12 protein-coding genes and 2 pseudogenes are annotated in these 16104 nt (G+C 47.0%); 7 read left to right on the top strand and 7 right to left on the bottom strand.

Annotation, left to right across the window (positions count from 1 at the left end; all coding sequences use genetic code 11):
- Window positions 1-2: 2 nt before the first annotated feature.
- A pseudogene (gene proB / locus VC182_RS06350) lies at window positions 3-773 on the top strand (glutamate 5-kinase); the annotation flags it as partial.
- 38 nt (window positions 774-811) lie between these two features.
- On the opposite strand, the gene VC182_RS06345 reads toward proB, so the two are convergent.
- Together VC182_RS06345 and VC182_RS06340 are read right to left on the bottom strand one after the other, a co-directional pair.
- Window positions 812-1375, bottom strand: a complete 564-nt coding sequence (locus VC182_RS06345; protein WP_323484863.1) for a CNP1-like family protein — start codon at window positions 1373-1375, stop codon at window positions 812-814.
- Complete coding sequence (locus VC182_RS06340; protein WP_072583366.1) at window positions 1372-1971, bottom strand: RNA pyrophosphohydrolase; 600 nt, start codon at window positions 1969-1971, stop codon at window positions 1372-1374. Before VC182_RS06340 ends, VC182_RS06345 begins: the two co-directional genes overlap by 4 nt.
- A 48-nt stretch (window positions 1972-2019) precedes the next feature.
- Here VC182_RS06340 and VC182_RS06335 point away from each other — a divergent pair, with 48 nt between their 5' ends.
- On the top strand, window positions 2020-3762 hold the full coding sequence (locus VC182_RS06335) for a proline--tRNA ligase (protein WP_323484862.1): 1743 nt from the start codon (window positions 2020-2022) through the stop codon (window positions 3760-3762).
- On the opposite strand, the gene ffh is transcribed toward VC182_RS06335, so the two are convergent.
- Window positions 3763-5145, bottom strand: a complete 1383-nt coding sequence (gene ffh, locus VC182_RS06330; RefSeq protein ID WP_216121570.1) for a signal recognition particle protein — start codon at window positions 5143-5145, stop codon at window positions 3763-3765.
- 20 nt (window positions 5146-5165) lie between these two features.
- Here ffh and VC182_RS06325 point away from each other — a divergent pair, with 20 nt between their 5' ends.
- The 5 genes from VC182_RS06325 (at window position 5166) to VC182_RS06305 (ending at window position 11933) form a co-directional block, all read left to right on the top strand.
- The gene (locus tag VC182_RS06325) at window positions 5166-6014 is read left to right on the top strand and encodes a cytochrome C assembly family protein (protein WP_216121572.1); all 849 of its coding nucleotides are present in this window, start codon (window positions 5166-5168) and stop codon (window positions 6012-6014) included.
- Window positions 6015-6017: 3 nt separating this feature from the next.
- Window positions 6018-6836, top strand: coding sequence for a 1,6-anhydro-N-acetylmuramyl-L-alanine amidase AmpD (ampD, locus tag VC182_RS06320; protein ID WP_323484861.1), 819 nt, complete (start codon window positions 6018-6020; stop codon window positions 6834-6836).
- Between the two features lie 331 nt (window positions 6837-7167).
- Window positions 7168-10077, top strand: coding sequence for a ribonucleoside-diphosphate reductase subunit alpha (locus VC182_RS06315; protein ID WP_370623985.1), 2910 nt, complete (start codon window positions 7168-7170; stop codon window positions 10075-10077).
- A gap of 43 nt (window positions 10078-10120) precedes the next feature.
- Window positions 10121-11305 (top strand): ribonucleotide-diphosphate reductase subunit beta, encoded by a 1185-nt coding sequence (locus VC182_RS06310; RefSeq protein ID WP_323484860.1) that lies wholly within the window; start codon window positions 10121-10123, stop codon window positions 11303-11305.
- Window positions 11306-11636: 331 nt separating this feature from the next.
- Window positions 11637-11933 carry a hypothetical protein gene (locus tag VC182_RS06305; protein WP_323484891.1) on the top strand — a complete coding sequence of 99 codons (297 nt, stop codon included), beginning with the start codon at window positions 11637-11639 and terminating at the stop codon, window positions 11931-11933.
- A 222-nt stretch (window positions 11934-12155) separates the two neighbouring features.
- Here the strand turns inward: VC182_RS06305 and VC182_RS06300 are convergent, their stop codons facing one another.
- The 4 genes and pseudogenes from VC182_RS06300 to accC all read right to left on the bottom strand — a co-directional run bounded on the left by VC182_RS06300 (window position 12156) and on the right by accC (window position 16077).
- The gene (locus VC182_RS06300; protein ID WP_323484859.1) at window positions 12156-13115 is read right to left on the bottom strand and encodes a carbohydrate kinase family protein; all 960 of its coding nucleotides are present in this window, start codon (window positions 13113-13115) and stop codon (window positions 12156-12158) included.
- Window positions 13116-13167: 52 nt separating this feature from the next.
- Window positions 13168-13788 (bottom strand): DUF3426 domain-containing protein, encoded by a 621-nt coding sequence (locus VC182_RS06295; protein ID WP_323484889.1) that lies wholly within the window; start codon window positions 13786-13788, stop codon window positions 13168-13170.
- Window positions 13777-14697 (bottom strand): annotated as a pseudogene (gene prmA, locus VC182_RS06290) (50S ribosomal protein L11 methyltransferase); the annotation flags it as partial. The pseudogene prmA and the gene VC182_RS06295, both read right to left, overlap by 12 nt.
- Window positions 14698-14712: 15 nt before the next feature.
- The gene (gene accC / locus VC182_RS06285) at window positions 14713-16077 is read right to left on the bottom strand and encodes an acetyl-CoA carboxylase biotin carboxylase subunit (protein ID WP_072583357.1); all 1365 of its coding nucleotides are present in this window, start codon (window positions 16075-16077) and stop codon (window positions 14713-14715) included.
- Window positions 16078-16104: the final 27 nt, after the last annotated feature.

The following is a 16104-nucleotide window of genomic DNA, read 5'->3' as shown; positions in this document are numbered from 1 at the left end:
CCATGAACGCTAAAAAAACTCAACGGATTGTTGTCAAAGTGGGATCTAGCCTAGTCACCAATAATGGTGAAGGCTTGGATCATGCTGCGATTGCAATGTGGGCTGAGCAAATGGCTGGGCTATTAAAGGCTGGTCATGAGGTATTGATGGTGAGCTCAGGTGCTATTGCTGAAGGCATGCAGCGTCTGGGTTGGACTAAGCGTCCACAAGAAATTCATCAACTGCAAGCCGCTGCTGCAGTTGGTCAAATGGGCTTGGTTCAGGTTTATGAAAGCTGTTTTGCGCGTTTCAATCTCCGCAGTGCTCAGGTCTTGCTAACCAACGCAGACTTGGCCGACTCTGAACGTAATGCAAATGCTAGAGCCACCCTCGATACTTTGTTGAAGTTGGGCGTAGTTCCCATCATTAACGAGAATGACACAGTAGTAACCGATGAAATTAAGTTTGGTGACAACGACAGCCTTGCCGCTTTAGTAACCAATTTAATTCATGCAGATCTTTTGGTGATTTTGACTGATCAAGGCGGTCTGTTTACTGCAGATCCACGTCAAAATCCAAATGCCACCTTGCTTGCGGATGCTATTGCGGGAGATCCTGCTTTAGAAAAAATGGCGGGCGGTGCCGCTAGTGAGCTCAGTAAGGGCGGTATGTTGACTAAGGTGTTGGCTGCAAAGATTGCCGTACAAACCGGCGCAGCTACCGTGATTGCCTCTGGGCGCGAACCTCATGTGCTTACTCGCTTAATGGCGGGCGAGAAAATAGGCACCTACTTGAGTACTAAGTAAGCGCCACGTACTTAGTACTCAGCTTTTTATTGAATACCGTTTGAATTGGTTGGCTTTTGCCCGCCAATAAAGCCATTCGGATTAAGAGAATGCAAAATGGTTTTGATGTTCTTTTCTTGATTGCTAAAGTTGCAAAAAGCCCCTTGCGCTAACGAAGCCTGATAGCGATTGGGTATATCGCTTTGAATATTTTTCCAGCTACCCAAAGGATTTTCTTTCCAAACACCGTTCTCTAGAGTGCCATAGAGACGCCACTGAAAAGAATCGCAGCGAATACCCTCATATTGCGTTTGTTGGCTTCCGCTGGGGCTGCTAATAACAACAATATATCGTGTGACACCATCTGCGCCAATTAGTATCGAGTCAGTATCCACTGCAAATTTAAAGATAGTGCGCTGAGAAACATAAAAAGGCAGTAAGGTAGCCTGGTTCGGTGGGCTTAAGGGCATAGTAGTTGTACCCTCCTTAAATACCATGGGTGCAAATGGATCTTCGCCACTAATGAGGGTATCTCCGCCGCATGCAGATAATGCAAGGCCGAGGATTGCGGTACAGCAGGAGAGGTAAAAGCGCTTCAAAGAAATAGTCATGTGGATTGATCGTTTGGGTTGTCGTCTTTCGGATGTTCGTGAGAGCTATCGTAAAAAGACTGAATTAAATCAAGAGGAGATCCCCAGGCAAGCTGGTGCATGCGCATGCCTCGAGAGAGGTAACGCGCTAATTCTGAAAGCGCGAGTTGATAAACTTCACGCTTAAAGCCAATGACGGCATCTAATTGAATCCAGAAGGGGACCCAGCGCCAAGCATCGAATTCGGGGTGTTCTGAAGCGCGAAGTTGGATATCGCTATCTAAACCTACTAGACGCAAGAGAAACCAAATTTGTTTTTGACCACGGTATGCTGCCCTATGGACCCGAGTGGCGTGTTGACGGCGCAAGTATTCCTCAGGGACGTCGTAGCGAAGCCAATCCCTGGTGCGTCCAATAATTTGGACATGCTCCGGCAGTAAGCCAACCTCCTCTTGCAATTCGCGGTACATAGCCTGTTCAGGGCTTTCACCATGCTGAATCCCGCCCTGCGGGAACTGCCACGAATGCTGCCCAACGCGTTTTCCCCAGAAAACCTCGTTACGGCTGTTGAGGAGGACAATGCCGACATTCGGGCGATACCCTTCACGGTCAAGCATGATCGTGCCTCAAATCCTTTAAAATCAACGATTTGATTATATCCATACATGAAAGCATCACAATCATTTCTCGCCACGCTAAAAGAAGCCCCCTCCGACGCTGAGGTGGTTTCGCACAAACTTATGGTGCGTGCAGGTTTAATTCGTAAGCTCAGCGCAGGCATTTACAACTATTTGCCGCTAGGTTTGAAGGTTATCCGTAAAGTAGAAAACATCATTCGCGAGGAAATGAATCGTGCTGGCGCAATTGAATTACTCATGCCAATGATTCAGCCTGCTGAATTGTGGCAAGAAACTGGTCGTTGGGAAAGGATGGGTCCGGAGTTGCTGCGCATCAAGGATCGCCATGATCGTGATTTTTTGATTCAGCCAACCTCTGAAGAGGTGATTACCGATTTGGCTCGCAATGAGATTAAGAGTTACAAGCAATTGCCAGTGAACTTTTATCAGATACAGACTAAGTTCCGTGATGAGCGTCGTCCGCGCTTTGGCATCATGCGTGGTCGCGAATTCAGCATGAAAGATGCTTACTCATTTGATCGTGATGTTGAGGGTCTCAAGAAATCCTATCAAATCATGTTTGATGCTTATACCCGTATCTTTAAGCGTATGGGTCTGCAGTTCCGTGCAGTAACCGCAGACAATGGCGCCATTGGGGGCTCTGGTAGTCAAGAGTTTCACGTGATTGCTGATACTGGTGAAGATGCGATTGTGTATTGCCCTAGTTCTGACTACGCAGCTAATTTAGAGGCGGCTGAGTCTTTAGCTTTAATTGCTACACGTGCCGCTGCAACTGCTGCGATGGCCAAAGTGCCAACGCCTGACAAGACAAATTGCGCAGATGTAGCGAAGCTCTTAAATATTCCTCTTGAGAGCACAGTAAAGTCATTATTGTTTGCTGCTGATCAAGAAAAAGGTCCGGCCAAACTATTTATGTTGCTGGTGCGTGGCGACCACGAGCTTAATGAAGTGAAGGCGAGCAAGATTCCTGGCATGACAGAATCACGCTTTGCTACTGAAGCAGAAATTAAACAAGCTTGCAATGCACCAGCAGGTTATTTAGGTCCTGTTGGGGTGAGTGCTGAAGTGACTGTTGTTGCTGATCGCACCGTTGCCAATATGGCTGACTTTGTCTGTGGCGCTAACGATGCTGGTCATCACTTGACTGGCGTGAACTGGGGTCGTGATTTGCCTGAGCCTTTGGTGCTGGATATTCGTAACGCAGTGATGGGCGATCCATCACCGGATGGCAAAGGGGTTGTGGATATTTGCCGCGGTATTGAAGTCGGGCATGTATTTCAATTGGGCACTCGTTATTCGGAAGCAATGGGTTGCACTTACTTAGATCAACAGGGCAAAGCTCAGCCAATGGTGATGGGTTGTTACGGGATTGGCGTTACTCGTTTGCTTGGTGCTGCCATTGAGCAGGGTCATGACGAGAAAGGCATTATCTGGCCAATCTCAATGGCGCCGTTCGAGGTGGTCATTTGCCCAATGGGTTACGAGAAATCAGAAGCAGTTAAAGCCGCATGCGATCAGTTGCATGACGAGCTATTAGCGGCTGGAATTGATGTGATTCTGGATGACCGGAATGAGCGCCCAGGCGCGATGTTTGCTGATTGGGAACTGATCGGAGCACCATTCCGCGTGGTGATCGGCGATCGTGGCTTGGCAGACTCTCAAGTAGAATTTAAGGGCCGGACTGATGCAGAGTCCCAGAACATGCCACTAAATGACATCAAAGCAAAAGTGATTGCTGCAGTTCAAGCAGCAAAGAGCTTAGTTAATTAATTATTTCTTAAAGAGCCCGCCAATACCCTTGGCGGCTCCTTTTGCAGCCATGGTGGCCATGGTGCGCGCCATTTTTCCACCCTTGAATTGCTTCATCATGGTTTGCATTTGCTCGAACTGAGCTAGCAGGCGATTGACCTCTTGCACTTCTACGCCGGAGCCGGCAGCAATGCGACGCTTACGACTGGCTTTAAGTAATTCAGGCTTTCTGCGCTCGCGAGGAGTCATGCTATCAATAATGCCGCGCATACGCGTAGTTTGTTTATCTGCATTGCTGAGATTTGCTTTGGAGGCAGCTTGCGCCATTTGGCTGGGTAATTTGTCCATCAAGCTCGCCATGCCACCCATCTTTTGCATTTGCATCAGTTGATCTCGAAAATCTTCTAGATCAAAACCACCTTTAGAAATCTTGCTAGCTAATTTTTCTGCTTTGGCAACGTCAACGTGTTGCTGGGCTTGCTCAACTAGAGCCAGAATATCGCCCATGCCCAGAATGCGATTGGCCATGCGTTCAGCATCAAATGCCTCTAGACCATCCATCTTCTCGGCGACACCGATAAATTTGAGTGGAACACCGGTTACTTGGCGTACTGAAAGCGCCGCACCACCGCGAGAGTCACCATCTAGCTTAGTTAGGATCACGCCGGTGAGTGGGAGCGCTTCATGGAAGGCTTTAGCGGTATTGACGGCATCTTGACCAAGCATGGCGTCAACTACGAACAAGGTTTCGATTGGATTGAGGCTGGCATGCAAAGTTTTGATTTCTTGCATGAGCGCTTCATCAATACCAAGACGTCCTGCAGTATCCACAATCACTACATCAAAGTAATGGCGGCGTGCCCAATCTAGGGCAGCTACAGCAATGTCATTTGGTTTTTGACTAATGTCGCTCGGAAAAAACTCGGCGCCAACCTGCTTGGTAACAGTTTCTAGTTGCTCAATCGCAGCTGGACGATAGACGTCACAAGAAACAGTCAGAACCTTCTTTTTCTTTTTTTCTTGCAACCACTTGGCGAGTTTGCCAACCGATGTCGTTTTACCCGCACCTTGTAAGCCGGCCATCAAGATGACTGCGGGAGGTTGGGTAGCGAGATTGAGTTCGCCACTTTGATTGGTGTCGCCCATCATGACTTGGGCGAGCTCACGTTGAACTACGCCAACCAAAGCTTGTCCAGGGCTGAGGCTTCCAACCACTTCCTCGCCAAGGGCTTTAAATTTGATTTGCTCAAGTAGTGACTTCACTACTGGCAGCGCTACGTCGGCCTCTAGCAGGGCTAAACGGATTTCCCGCAGCATTTCTGCAGTATTGTTTTCAGTGAGGCGGGCTTGGCCCCGCATTGTTTTAACAACGCGTGATAGGCGGTCGGTGAGGTTTTCTAGCATTTATCGATTAGACTTTCCAGATGGATATTTTAGGTTACTCAAGTTACGGATGGCTCCCTTCTGCACTTTATTTAGTGCTTTTGCTGGTTTTGAGCTTCAAAGCCAAGAGCGGCGTGGAGTCTGGACTCTCTAGCGCTCTGGTACAGGCTGCTATTTTTGTGATTTTGGTGATTCATGGGGTGCAATTGCATGACTCAGTTTTCACTCCCCAAGGCTTTGTATTTGGTTTTGCGCAAGATTTATCCTTGATTGCTTGGGTTGGCCTAGCCTTTTATTGGTTTCAATCTTGGTTTTTACCTATCTCAAGCTTACGTTGGATGTCCTTAATGTTTGCGCTCATTTGTGCATTTCTGCCGACTGTTTTTCCAGGAACCTTACTTTCACCTAAAGCGGTTTCAGATCCTTGGTTTAAGGGACACTTCGTGGTGGCTACTGTTTCAGTGGGCTTACTGAGTCTGGCGGCGATGCATGCCATGCTCATGAGCGTTCAGGATCGCGCGTTGCATCGTCAGTTGGCAATCATTCCGAATGGCCGCCTTGCTCATTGGTTGGAGGATCTACCTCCGCTCATGACGATGGAGAGTCTTTTGTTCAATTTGCTTTATGTTGGTTTTGCGCTTTTGAGTTTGACGGTCTTCTCAGGCCTACTCTTTTCGCAAACGCTGTTTGGCAAACCTTTAATGTTTGATCACAAAACCATTTTTGCTTTGGTCTCCTGGTTTTTGTTTGCCGGTCTTTTGATAGCGCGTTGGCGAGTGGGGCTGCGTGGCAGAGCTGCTATTCGATGGGTATTAAGTGCTTATACCGCTTTGTTGCTTGCATATGTCGGCAGTCGTTTTGTAGTTGAAGTCATTCTGCAGAGAGCTTAACCATTGTTTAAGTGGCTTTTATTATTTGCAGGGGCTGGCCTTTTTTATCTTTGGATTAAGGGTAAGAAGCAAGCACAGTTCAACGCAGAAAACTCCCCTAAACCCAATAGAAATAAGCCTGAGAAGGTGACTGTACCGGAGGTGATGGTGCAGTGTCAGTGCTGTAAGGTGCACTTACCTAAGTCAGAAGCATTCACTTGTGAAGACCGTTTTTATTGCTCAAAAGCACATCTTCATGCCCTAGATTCGGATGGTTGGGTTGGCGATGCGCAATGGAGAATTTCACCTAACCAAGACCTTAGACCAGAAAATGTTATTCCTGATCTAGTTGTGATTCATCACATTAGTCTTCCGCCAGGTGAATTCAGAAATCAATCGTCTAGTCAGCATATTGTTGATTTTTTCCAAAATAAGCTGGACCCTAACAAGCATCCTTATTTTGCTGAGATTGCCGATCAAAAGGTATCCAGCCATTTTTTGATTGCCCGCTCTGGAGATTTAATTCAGTTTGTCTCTACGCAGTACAAGGCTTGGCACGCTGGTGTTTCATCATTTTTTGGCAGGGAAAGGTGCAATGACTTTTCGATTGGTATTGAGATGGAGGGGGATGGCGATTCGCCATTTGAAGCTGCTCAGTATCAAGTCTTGGTAAATCTCATTGCGAAATTGGCAGTCACATATCCTCATTTGCAATTTGCGGGACACAGCGACATTGCGCCTGATCGCAAAACCGATCCTGGAATTTATTTTGACTGGAAAAAGTTCCAAAAAGAGACAAGCATTCCTCTTGAACGACTGCCTTTTGGTCTAAGCCCTAGATAGTCTTCCTTTTGTATGTGAGCGTACGCTTACTTTTTTAGCCTTTGTCTAAAACGGGCCAAAAAATTCGCACCAAAATGACCCCAAAATAAGTGGAAAACTTAGTAAAAGTACTAATAAATATTTGTCATAAATGGCTTACCAATTATCAAATATTTCCCTATACTTAGTGCCTAATGCACTTCAAGACACTAGATGTAGTGTTTGAATCCAGCAATACCCCATTGTTTTTTAACGATATTTTGTCCAAATAACTATATATATACGCAGGAGCAACATGACATACGCTAATCCACAGACAGCAGGCCAACCAGCTGGAGCGAATAACCCAGGAATGAGTCCTGCAGGGGCGGTAAACCAAGCTCCTTCTGCCAGCTTTGTGGCTGGTGGTGTTGGTGGCACGCAGGCAACCCAATTGTCTGATTACAAAATTATTCGCCGTAATGGCTCAGTTGTAGCATTTGAGCCATCCAAAATTGCGATTGCAGTAACGAAGGCATTTTTAGCGGTCAATGGTGGACAAGGTGCTGCATCAGCACGTGTTCGCGAACAAGTAGAGCAGTTGACCCACTCTGTTGTGCGCGCGTTGTTGCGTAGTCGCCCAAATGGCGGAACTTTCCATATCGAAGATATTCAAGACCAAGTTGAATTGGCTTTGATGCGTAGTGGTGAGCACAACGTTGCTCGTGCTTACGTTCTCTATCGTGAAAAGCGCAATCAAGAGCGTGCTGCTCAGCAAGAAGTTTCCCAGGAAGCGCAAACTGCGAATCAAGCTGGCGAGTCTGGCATCAAGGTAACTGACAACGGTGTTGAGAAGTGGCTTGATATGGCCGCTTTGCGTACTGTGATTGAGGCGGCCTGCGAAGGTTTGGGTACTCATATTGACGCTACTCCAATCATTACTGAGACTATCAAGAACTTGTACGACGGCGTACCAATGGCGCAGGTGTATGACTCCGCTATTTTGGCTTCCCGTACTTTGATTGAAAAAGATCCGGCATACAGCCAAGTAACAGCACGCATCTTGATGCACGTGATTCGTAAAGAAATCTTTGGCAAGGAAGTATTGCAAGGCGATACACAAGCTGAATACAGCACTTACTTTGCGAAGTACATCAATGAAGGTATCTCTGCTGAGTTGCTGGACCCACGCATGCGTGAGTTTGACTTGCCACGCTTGGCTGCAGCCTTGAATGCCAGCCGTGACTTGCAATTTAACTATCTCGGCTTGCAAACTTTGTATGACCGCTATTTCTTGCATATTGAAGAGCGTCGTATTGAAATGCCACAGGCTTTCTTTATGCGCGTCGCAATGGGTTTGTCTTTGAATGAGATGGATCGCGAACGTCGTGCAATCGAGTTCTATGAAATCCTCTCTACATTTGATTTCATGTCCAGCACACCAACGTTGTTCAACTCAGCAACTACTCGTCCACAGCTTTCTAGCTGCTACTTGACGACTGTAGATGATGATTTGGATGGAATTTACGAAGCATTGAAAGAAAATGCTTTGTTGTCTAAGTTTGCTGGTGGTTTGGGCAATGACTGGACTAACGTTCGTGCGTTGGGAAGCCATATCAAGGGAACTAACGGTAAATCACAGGGTGTTGTGCCATTCTTGAAGGTAGTGAACGACACTGCTGTTGCTGTGAACCAAGGTGGTAAGCGTAAGGGCGCAGTTTGTGCCTACCTGGAAACCTGGCACTTAGATATCGAAGAGTTCTTGGAGTTGCGTAAGAACACTGGTGACGACCGTCGTCGCACCCACGATATGAATACCTCAAACTGGATTCCTGACTTGTTCATGAAGCGTGTCATGGAAGGTGGCGATTGGACTTTGTTCTCGCCATCTAACACTCCAGATTTGCATGACAAATTCGGTAGAGCATTTGAAGAGGCTTATGTTGCCTATGAACAAAAAGCAGATCGTGGTGAATTGAAGCCATTCCGTCGCATTCCAGCGCAGCAATTGTGGCGCAAGATGCTCGGTATGTTGTTTGAAACTGGTCACCCATGGATTACTTTCAAAGATCCTTGCAACATTCGTAGCCCACAGCAGCATGTCGGTGTAGTTCACTCATCTAACCTGTGTACTGAGATCACCCTCAATACAAACGAGACTGAGATTGCGGTCTGTAATTTGGGCTCTGTGAACTTAACTGCTCACATGACTACAGATGCCAACGGCAAGATGATTTTGGATCACGAGAAGCTCCAAAGAACTGTTCGCACTGCAATGCGTATGTTGGATAACGTGATTGATATCAACTACTACGCAGTAGCTAAAGCGCGTAACTCCAACTTGAAGCACCGTCCAGTGGGAATGGGCATCATGGGCTTCCAGGATTGCTTGCATATGCAGCGTATTCCTTATGCTAGCGACGAGGCCGTGAAGTTTGCTGACTCTTCAATGGAAGCGGTTTGCTACTACGCATACCAAGCATCCAATGAATTGGCTGAAGAGCGCGGCGTTTACAGCACCTACAAAGGTTCCTTATGGGATCGCGGCATTCTCCCGCAGGATTCAGTAGCCATGTTGGCGGCCGAGCGCGGTGGTTATGTAGAGGTGGATAACTCCTCTACTATGGATTGGAGTGGTTTACGTGCACGTATCAAGCAACACGGTATGCGCAACTCCAATTGCGTGGCAATTGCGCCAACAGCTACGATTTCAAACATTATTGGTGTTTCAGCTTGCATCGAGCCTACATTCCAGAACTTGTTTGTGAAATCCAACCTTTCAGGCGAATTCACAGTGGTAAACGAGTACTTGGTGCGCGATTTGAAAGATCGCGGTCTTTGGGATGAAGTGATGATTGCTGACTTGAAGTACTTTGACGGCACCTTATCCAAAATCGACCGCATTCCACAAGATTTGCGTGATTTGTATGCAACTGCTTTCGAAGTGGAGCCAAGTTGGTTGGTTGAAGCTGCTTCACGTCGTCAGAAATGGATCGACCAAGCTCAATCACTCAACATCTACATGGGTGGCGCTTCCGGTAAGAAATTGGATGACACCTATAAGTTGGCTTGGTTACGCGGCTTGAAAACCACTTATTACCTCCGCACAATGGCTGCAACTCACGTTGAAAAATCAACCGTTGCTAGTGGTCAGTTGAACTCGGTTTCTAGCGGTGGTGGCGTAAATGGTACGGATGCGGCAGCTGCACAAGAAGCTGATGGCCCAGTTTGCACAATGCGCCCAGGCGATGCTGGTTTCGAAGAATGTGAAGCATGCCAATAAGCGATTTGCTTATTGATCAGAATAGAAGAATTAGGAGAAAGTTATGTTGAATTGGGAAGAAGAAGTCGCTCCAGCACTAGCGAAAGCTAGTCTTGCACCGCAGCCGGTTGCAGCGGAGCCACAACGCCCACAGGTAGATCAGATTGCTCAGGTAGCCCCTCAAGTTGTTTCTGCTGCCCCAGTGCAAGCTGCTGCGGCTGGTGGCGCTGCCTTGCGTGTCAATGCCGCTGATAAGCGCGTCATTAATGCCAAGACTGACGTTAATCAGTTGGTTCCATTTAAATATAAATGGGCTTGGGAGAAGTATTTAGCTGGTTGCGCAAATCACTGGATGCCACAAGAGATCAATATGAACCGCGATATCGCGCTTTGGAAAGATCCGAATGGCCTGACAGAGGATGAGCGTCGCATCATCAAGCGCAATCTAGGTTTCTTTACGACTGCAGATTCTTTGGCAGCAAACAACATTGTTTTGGGTACTTATCGCCACATTACTGCTCCAGAGTGCCGCCAATACCTGTTGCGCCAGGCTTTTGAAGAGGCAATTCACACCCACGCGTACCAATATATTGTGGAATCTTTAGGCTTAGATCAGGCTGAAATCTTCAATGCGTACAACGAAATTGAATCTATTCGCGCCAAAGATCAATTCTTAATTCCGTTTATTGATGTTTTAACTGACCCGAATTTTCAGACTGGCACATTAGAAAACGATCAAAAGCTGCTCCGATCACTCATTGTTTTTGCTTGCGTGATGGAAGGTTTGTTCTTTTATGTTGGTTTTACGCAAATACTTGCAATGGGTCGTCAAAACAAAATGACGGGTGCTGCTGAGCAGTATCAATACATCCTTCGCGATGAGTCTATGCACTGCAATTTTGGTATCGATTTGATTAATCAAATCAAGCTGGAGAACCCGCAGTTATGGACTTCCGCGTTCAAAGACGAGATCAAATCCATCTTCGAAAAAGCGGTCGAATTAGAGTACCGTTATGCCGAAGATACGATGCCTCGCGGAGTACTTGGATTGAACGCTCCGATGTTCAAAGGGTACCTAAGATACATCTGTAATCGCAGATGTTTGCAAATAGGACTTGACGCGATGTTCCCAAATGAAGAGAATCCATTTCCATGGATGTCAGAAATGATTGATCTTAAGAAAGAAAGAAACTTTTTTGAGACACGCGTTATTGAGTATCAAACTGGCGGTGCGCTAAGTTGGGAGTAGTAAGCAGTAAGTAAGCGCATAGCCGGCTAAATTGGAGATTAGACGGTTGGATAGTTTAAGAAGTCAGCAAAAACAGACTCAAATCCGAAAACCCTTGCTCAAGGGTGCCTGGGCTATTCTCTCCATTTTTTCCAGCACATTTAAGAAGCCGTTGTCCTTTGGGACCACGGCTTTTTTTCCAGGATTCATTAGCGTGCAGCACCTAGCATCAAGCCGCGCGCCGATGAATGGCTCGCTCGTCAGCTCCAAAAGGTTGCAAAACCAGGCGGAATTAGATGGTCGGGTCTTCTTAATGTAGTTTGTACTAATCCTCACGTGAAGGAGTATTAATATGGCAATCGCCAAGAAAAAACCTGCTGCAAAGAAACCAGCTGCTAAGAAAAAAGTAGCTGCTAAGAAGCCTGCTGCTAAAAAAGTAGCTAAAAAGAAGCCTGCTGCTAAAAAAGCTGCTGCTAAAAAGCCTGCTGCTAAAAAAGTAGCTAAGAAGCGTCCTGCTGCTAAAAAAGCTGCTGCTAAAAAGCCAGCTGCTAAAAAAGTAGCTAAGAAGCGTCCTGCTGCTAAAAAAGCTGCTGCTAAAAAGCCAGCTGCTAAAAAAGTTGCAAAGAAGCGCGTAGCAAAAAAAAAGTAAGTAAGCCTGCTGCGAAGAAAGCGGGCTCCGCTGTAAAAAAGCCCGCGGCTAAGAAAGCTGCACCAGCGACTAGTGCGTTGAATCCTGCCGCCGCTTGGCCCTTCCCAACTGGCACACGTCCTTAATCGGACGGGTGTTACTAGAAGGGGTCTCTCACGAGACCCCTTTTTTTATTTCCAGATTGAGAAATCAGTAAACCTAGGCGTCCTAGACTGTTTTTACTTAGAAACTAAAGCCGAATGCTGCTTTAAATTGCTCTGCGATCTGATCTTTGCTGAGTTGGTGATTTTGTGGCCCTTGATGGGTAATCTTGATTGAGCCCATGAGACTAGCGAGGCGGCCAGTGGTGTCCCAGTCCATGCCATTTTCTAGACCAAACAGCAATCCACCTCGGAAGGCATCCCCGCAACCTGTTGGGTCGACTACTTTTCCAGCCGGCACCGATGGAATAGCGATCACCTTGCCATCAACATAAATATCAGCCCCCTCAGCGCCTTTAGTAACGATCAGCGCCTTAACTCGCTCAGCCACTTTGGCCAAGCTCAAGCCCGTTCTTTGAGAAAGCATTTCTCCCTCGTAGTCATTTACTGCCAAGTAGCTGGCGATATCGACCAATTCCAGAAGCTCGGGGCCATTAAACATTGGTAAACCTTGGCCTGGATCAAAGATAAAGGGAATATTGGCATCGGCTAGTTGATGGCAGTGCTCCCACATTCCTTGGCGACCATCGGGTGCAACGATTCCTAATTTCGCTGGACCCTTAGCGTTCTTGCTACGCTCAGCCACAACTGCCGAGACTTGGTTCAGGTGGGATTCACCCATGGCGCCTGGATGAAAGGCGGTGATTTGGTTGTTTGCTTGATCGGTAGTGATCATGGCTTGTGCGGTAAACGCTTGATCGATCTGGCGAATATGGCTTGGATCAATTTTGAGTTGCTCAAGGCGACTCATGTAGGGCGTGGCATCACCACCCACTGTAGCCATGATGATTGGATCGCCGCCCAAAAGATTGAGGTTGTAGGCAATATTGCCAGCGCAACCGCCAAATTCACGGCGCATAGTTGGTACCAAGAAGGCTACATTCAGAATATGAATCTGCTCAGGCAGGATTTGATCGGCAAATTTACCTTCAAAGTTCATGATGGTGTCGTAGGCAATGGAGCCACATATCAAGCTAGCCATAAATTACTTTCTTTAGAAAAATTGGGTGTAAATGTAGTGTTTATGAATTAATTTAGGGGTAGAGTACTCGCACACGATAGCCCGCAGCATTCAGTGGAAGAGAAATAAGCAGCTCAAGCTGCAGCATTTCGCCGGAAGGAATTCCTTTTTTTAAAAAATCAGGATGAGATTCTTGCCAAACTTTAGGTAGCCACTCTTGTGGAGTGAATTGCAGTGATTTGATTTCAGATTCTTCTGCATCAGTTAAAGAAATTTCTAAATTCGGCGCTAAAACGGCAATAGCTAGACGATTCTGTATCTCCACTTGCAGCAGAGATTGATTTGCAGGGTTTTTAAGGCCTTCTCGAGCGTTTTCTGGCGCAAGTGCGGCTGAAGTTATTTTCCATGCAGAAAAATCGCTCACAGTGCGATCTAGACATCCTAGTGCACGACAAAGTTTTGCATCGATATGTTGTAAAACATGAAACGCACTAACGGAAATGGAATTTGATGTTCCATCAATGCGTGGTGCTAATGCGGGAAGCAATGAATTTCTGGAGAGATGCTCTCCAAAAATAAGGAGTAGCAAAAATAAAGCAGCTAAAAGGACTAACTTAAGACTTTTTTTTTGAGCAGGTGCAGCAAAAGTAGATTCAGAATTGCTTTGCTTGTCCTTGTTTAAGGTGCCGTGCAAGCAAACCCAGCCCTCACTCTCTTTCCAAACAGAGAGCTTGAGCCATTGGCTATAAGTAGCAATCACTTCTTCTGCTTGGCGGGCAAGTACACCAGATAAAACAATGCGTCCGCCTACCTTCATCTTGTTGACTAAGGCTGGCGCAAGAACTTGTAGTGGATTTGCCAAAATATTGGCCATCACAATGTCGTATTTGGTTTCGGCGGCCAGTTCGAGTGCGCCTTCGTTTGGCAAGACAAAGCGAATGATGGTGTTATTGATTTCTGCATTACTACGAGCAGCAACCATCGCTTGCGGATCAATATCGGTACCGATCACTGGTTTACAGCCCAGCTTTGCGGCGGCAATTGCCAATATGCCTGAGCCACAACCGTAATCCAAGAGACTTTGATTTTGCAAATGACTTTGTTGTTCAAGCCAAAGAAGGCATAAATGCGTGGTTGGGTGGCTGCCAGTACCAAATGCGAGACCTGGATCAACCGCAAGGCAGATCGCATTGGGATCAGTTGGTGCATCGTGCCAAGATGGCACTACCCAAATCCGTTCACCAATCTGAATGGGTGCAAATTGACTTTGGGTTAAACGAACCCAGTCTTGTTCTTCGACTGTTTTTTCTTGAGGAGGTGCTAGATGAAAGCCCGCCTCTTTAAGGGATGCAAGTAGTTCGGGAATAAATTCTGCACTGCCTGAAGCATCAATCTCTGGATTAAAGAGAGCGGTTACTGCTGATCTATCCCACGCTTGCACTTCTGGAGAGAGGCCTGGCTCACCGTAAAGTGGGTTTTCGTCATAGCCACCAGCAGCATCATCTTCAACAGTGACGGACAGGGCGCCCAAATCCAAAAGCGCGTCACCCAAAGGCTCGGCGGTTTCAGCAGCTACCGTGAATACCAGTTCACGATAAGACATGAAGCGCTTTCATCATTAGGATTTGCCGCGACTCGCAGCTTGCTCTTCTAAGCGATGCTCTAAGTAGTGAATGCTGGTGCCGCCTTCAATGAAGTTCGGATCTAGCATGAGCTCACGGTGGAGTGGAATGTTGGTTGTAATGCCGTCAATTACCATCTCAGAGAGCGCAATCTGCATGCGGCGAATGGCTTGCTCACGAGTATTACCGTAAGAAATCAATTTACCAATCATGGAGTCATAGTTTGATGGCACTACATAGCCGCTGTAAGCATGCGAATCAACCCGAATGCCAGGGCCTCCAGGCATGTGGAATGAACCAATTTTGCCTGGGCTCGGGGTGAACTTGAATGGATCTTCAGCATTCAGGCGGCACTCAATGGCATGACCACGGAAAACAATGTCTTTTTGGCGATAGCTGAGTTTCAGGCCAGCCGCAATACGAATTTGTTCCTGAACGATATCTACACCAGTAATCATTTCAGTCACTGGATGCTCCACCTGAACACGAGTATTCATCTCAATGAAGAAGAATTCACCATCTTCGTAGAGAAACTCAAAGGTACCTGCGCCACGGTAGCCAATCTTGCGACAGGCTTCTGCGCAACGTTCACCAATTTTGGCGATCAAGCGACGATCAATGCCTGGTGCCGGCGCTTCTTCAATCACTTTTTGGTGGCGACGCTGCATAGAGCAATCGCGCTCACCCAACCAAATCGCATTGCCATGAGTGTCGGCAAGAATCTGAATCTCAACGTGGCGAGGTTTTTCTAAAAACTTCTCCATATAGACTTCTGGGTTGCCAAAGGCACGACCTGCTTCTTCTCGGGTCATATTGACAGCGTTGATCAGCGCAGCTTCAGTGTGAACTACTCGCATGCCACGACCACCACCACCGCCAGCAGCTTTAATGATTACTGGATAGCCAACCTTTTTTGCTGTTGCAATAATCTCTTTTGGATTATCAGGAAGTGCGCCCTCTGATCCAGGTACGCAAGGAACACCAGCTTTAATCATGGCGCGTTTTGCAGAAACCTTGTCACCCATCAGGCGAATAGACGCAGCTGTAGGTCCAATAAAGGCAAAGCCAGATTTCTCAACCCGCTCTGCAAAGTCTGCGTTTTCAGAAAGGAAGCCATAACCAGGATGAATTGCTTCTGCGTCGGTAACTTCCGCTGCAGAAATAATCGCTGGCATATTTAGATAGCTAAGCGGAGATGGCGCCGGCCCAATACAAACCGCTTCATCGGCAAGCTTTACATACTTCGCTTCTTTATCTGCTGTGGAGTACACCACCACAGTTTTAATTCCCAACTCGCGGCATGCGCGTTGGATGCGGAGAGCAATTTCTCCCCGATTGGCAATCAGAATCTTATCGAACATGTCGGCTCTGAGTTAAGTAACAGTGAA

Origin of the sequence: Polynucleobacter sp. AP-Nickl1-40-C4 (genome assembly GCF_035012665.1) — a bacterium.
Classification (GTDB): domain Bacteria; phylum Pseudomonadota; class Gammaproteobacteria; order Burkholderiales; family Burkholderiaceae; genus Polynucleobacter.
The sequence above is the reverse complement of the archived record's forward strand: the minus strand, read 5'-3'. Positions and strand labels throughout refer to the sequence as shown.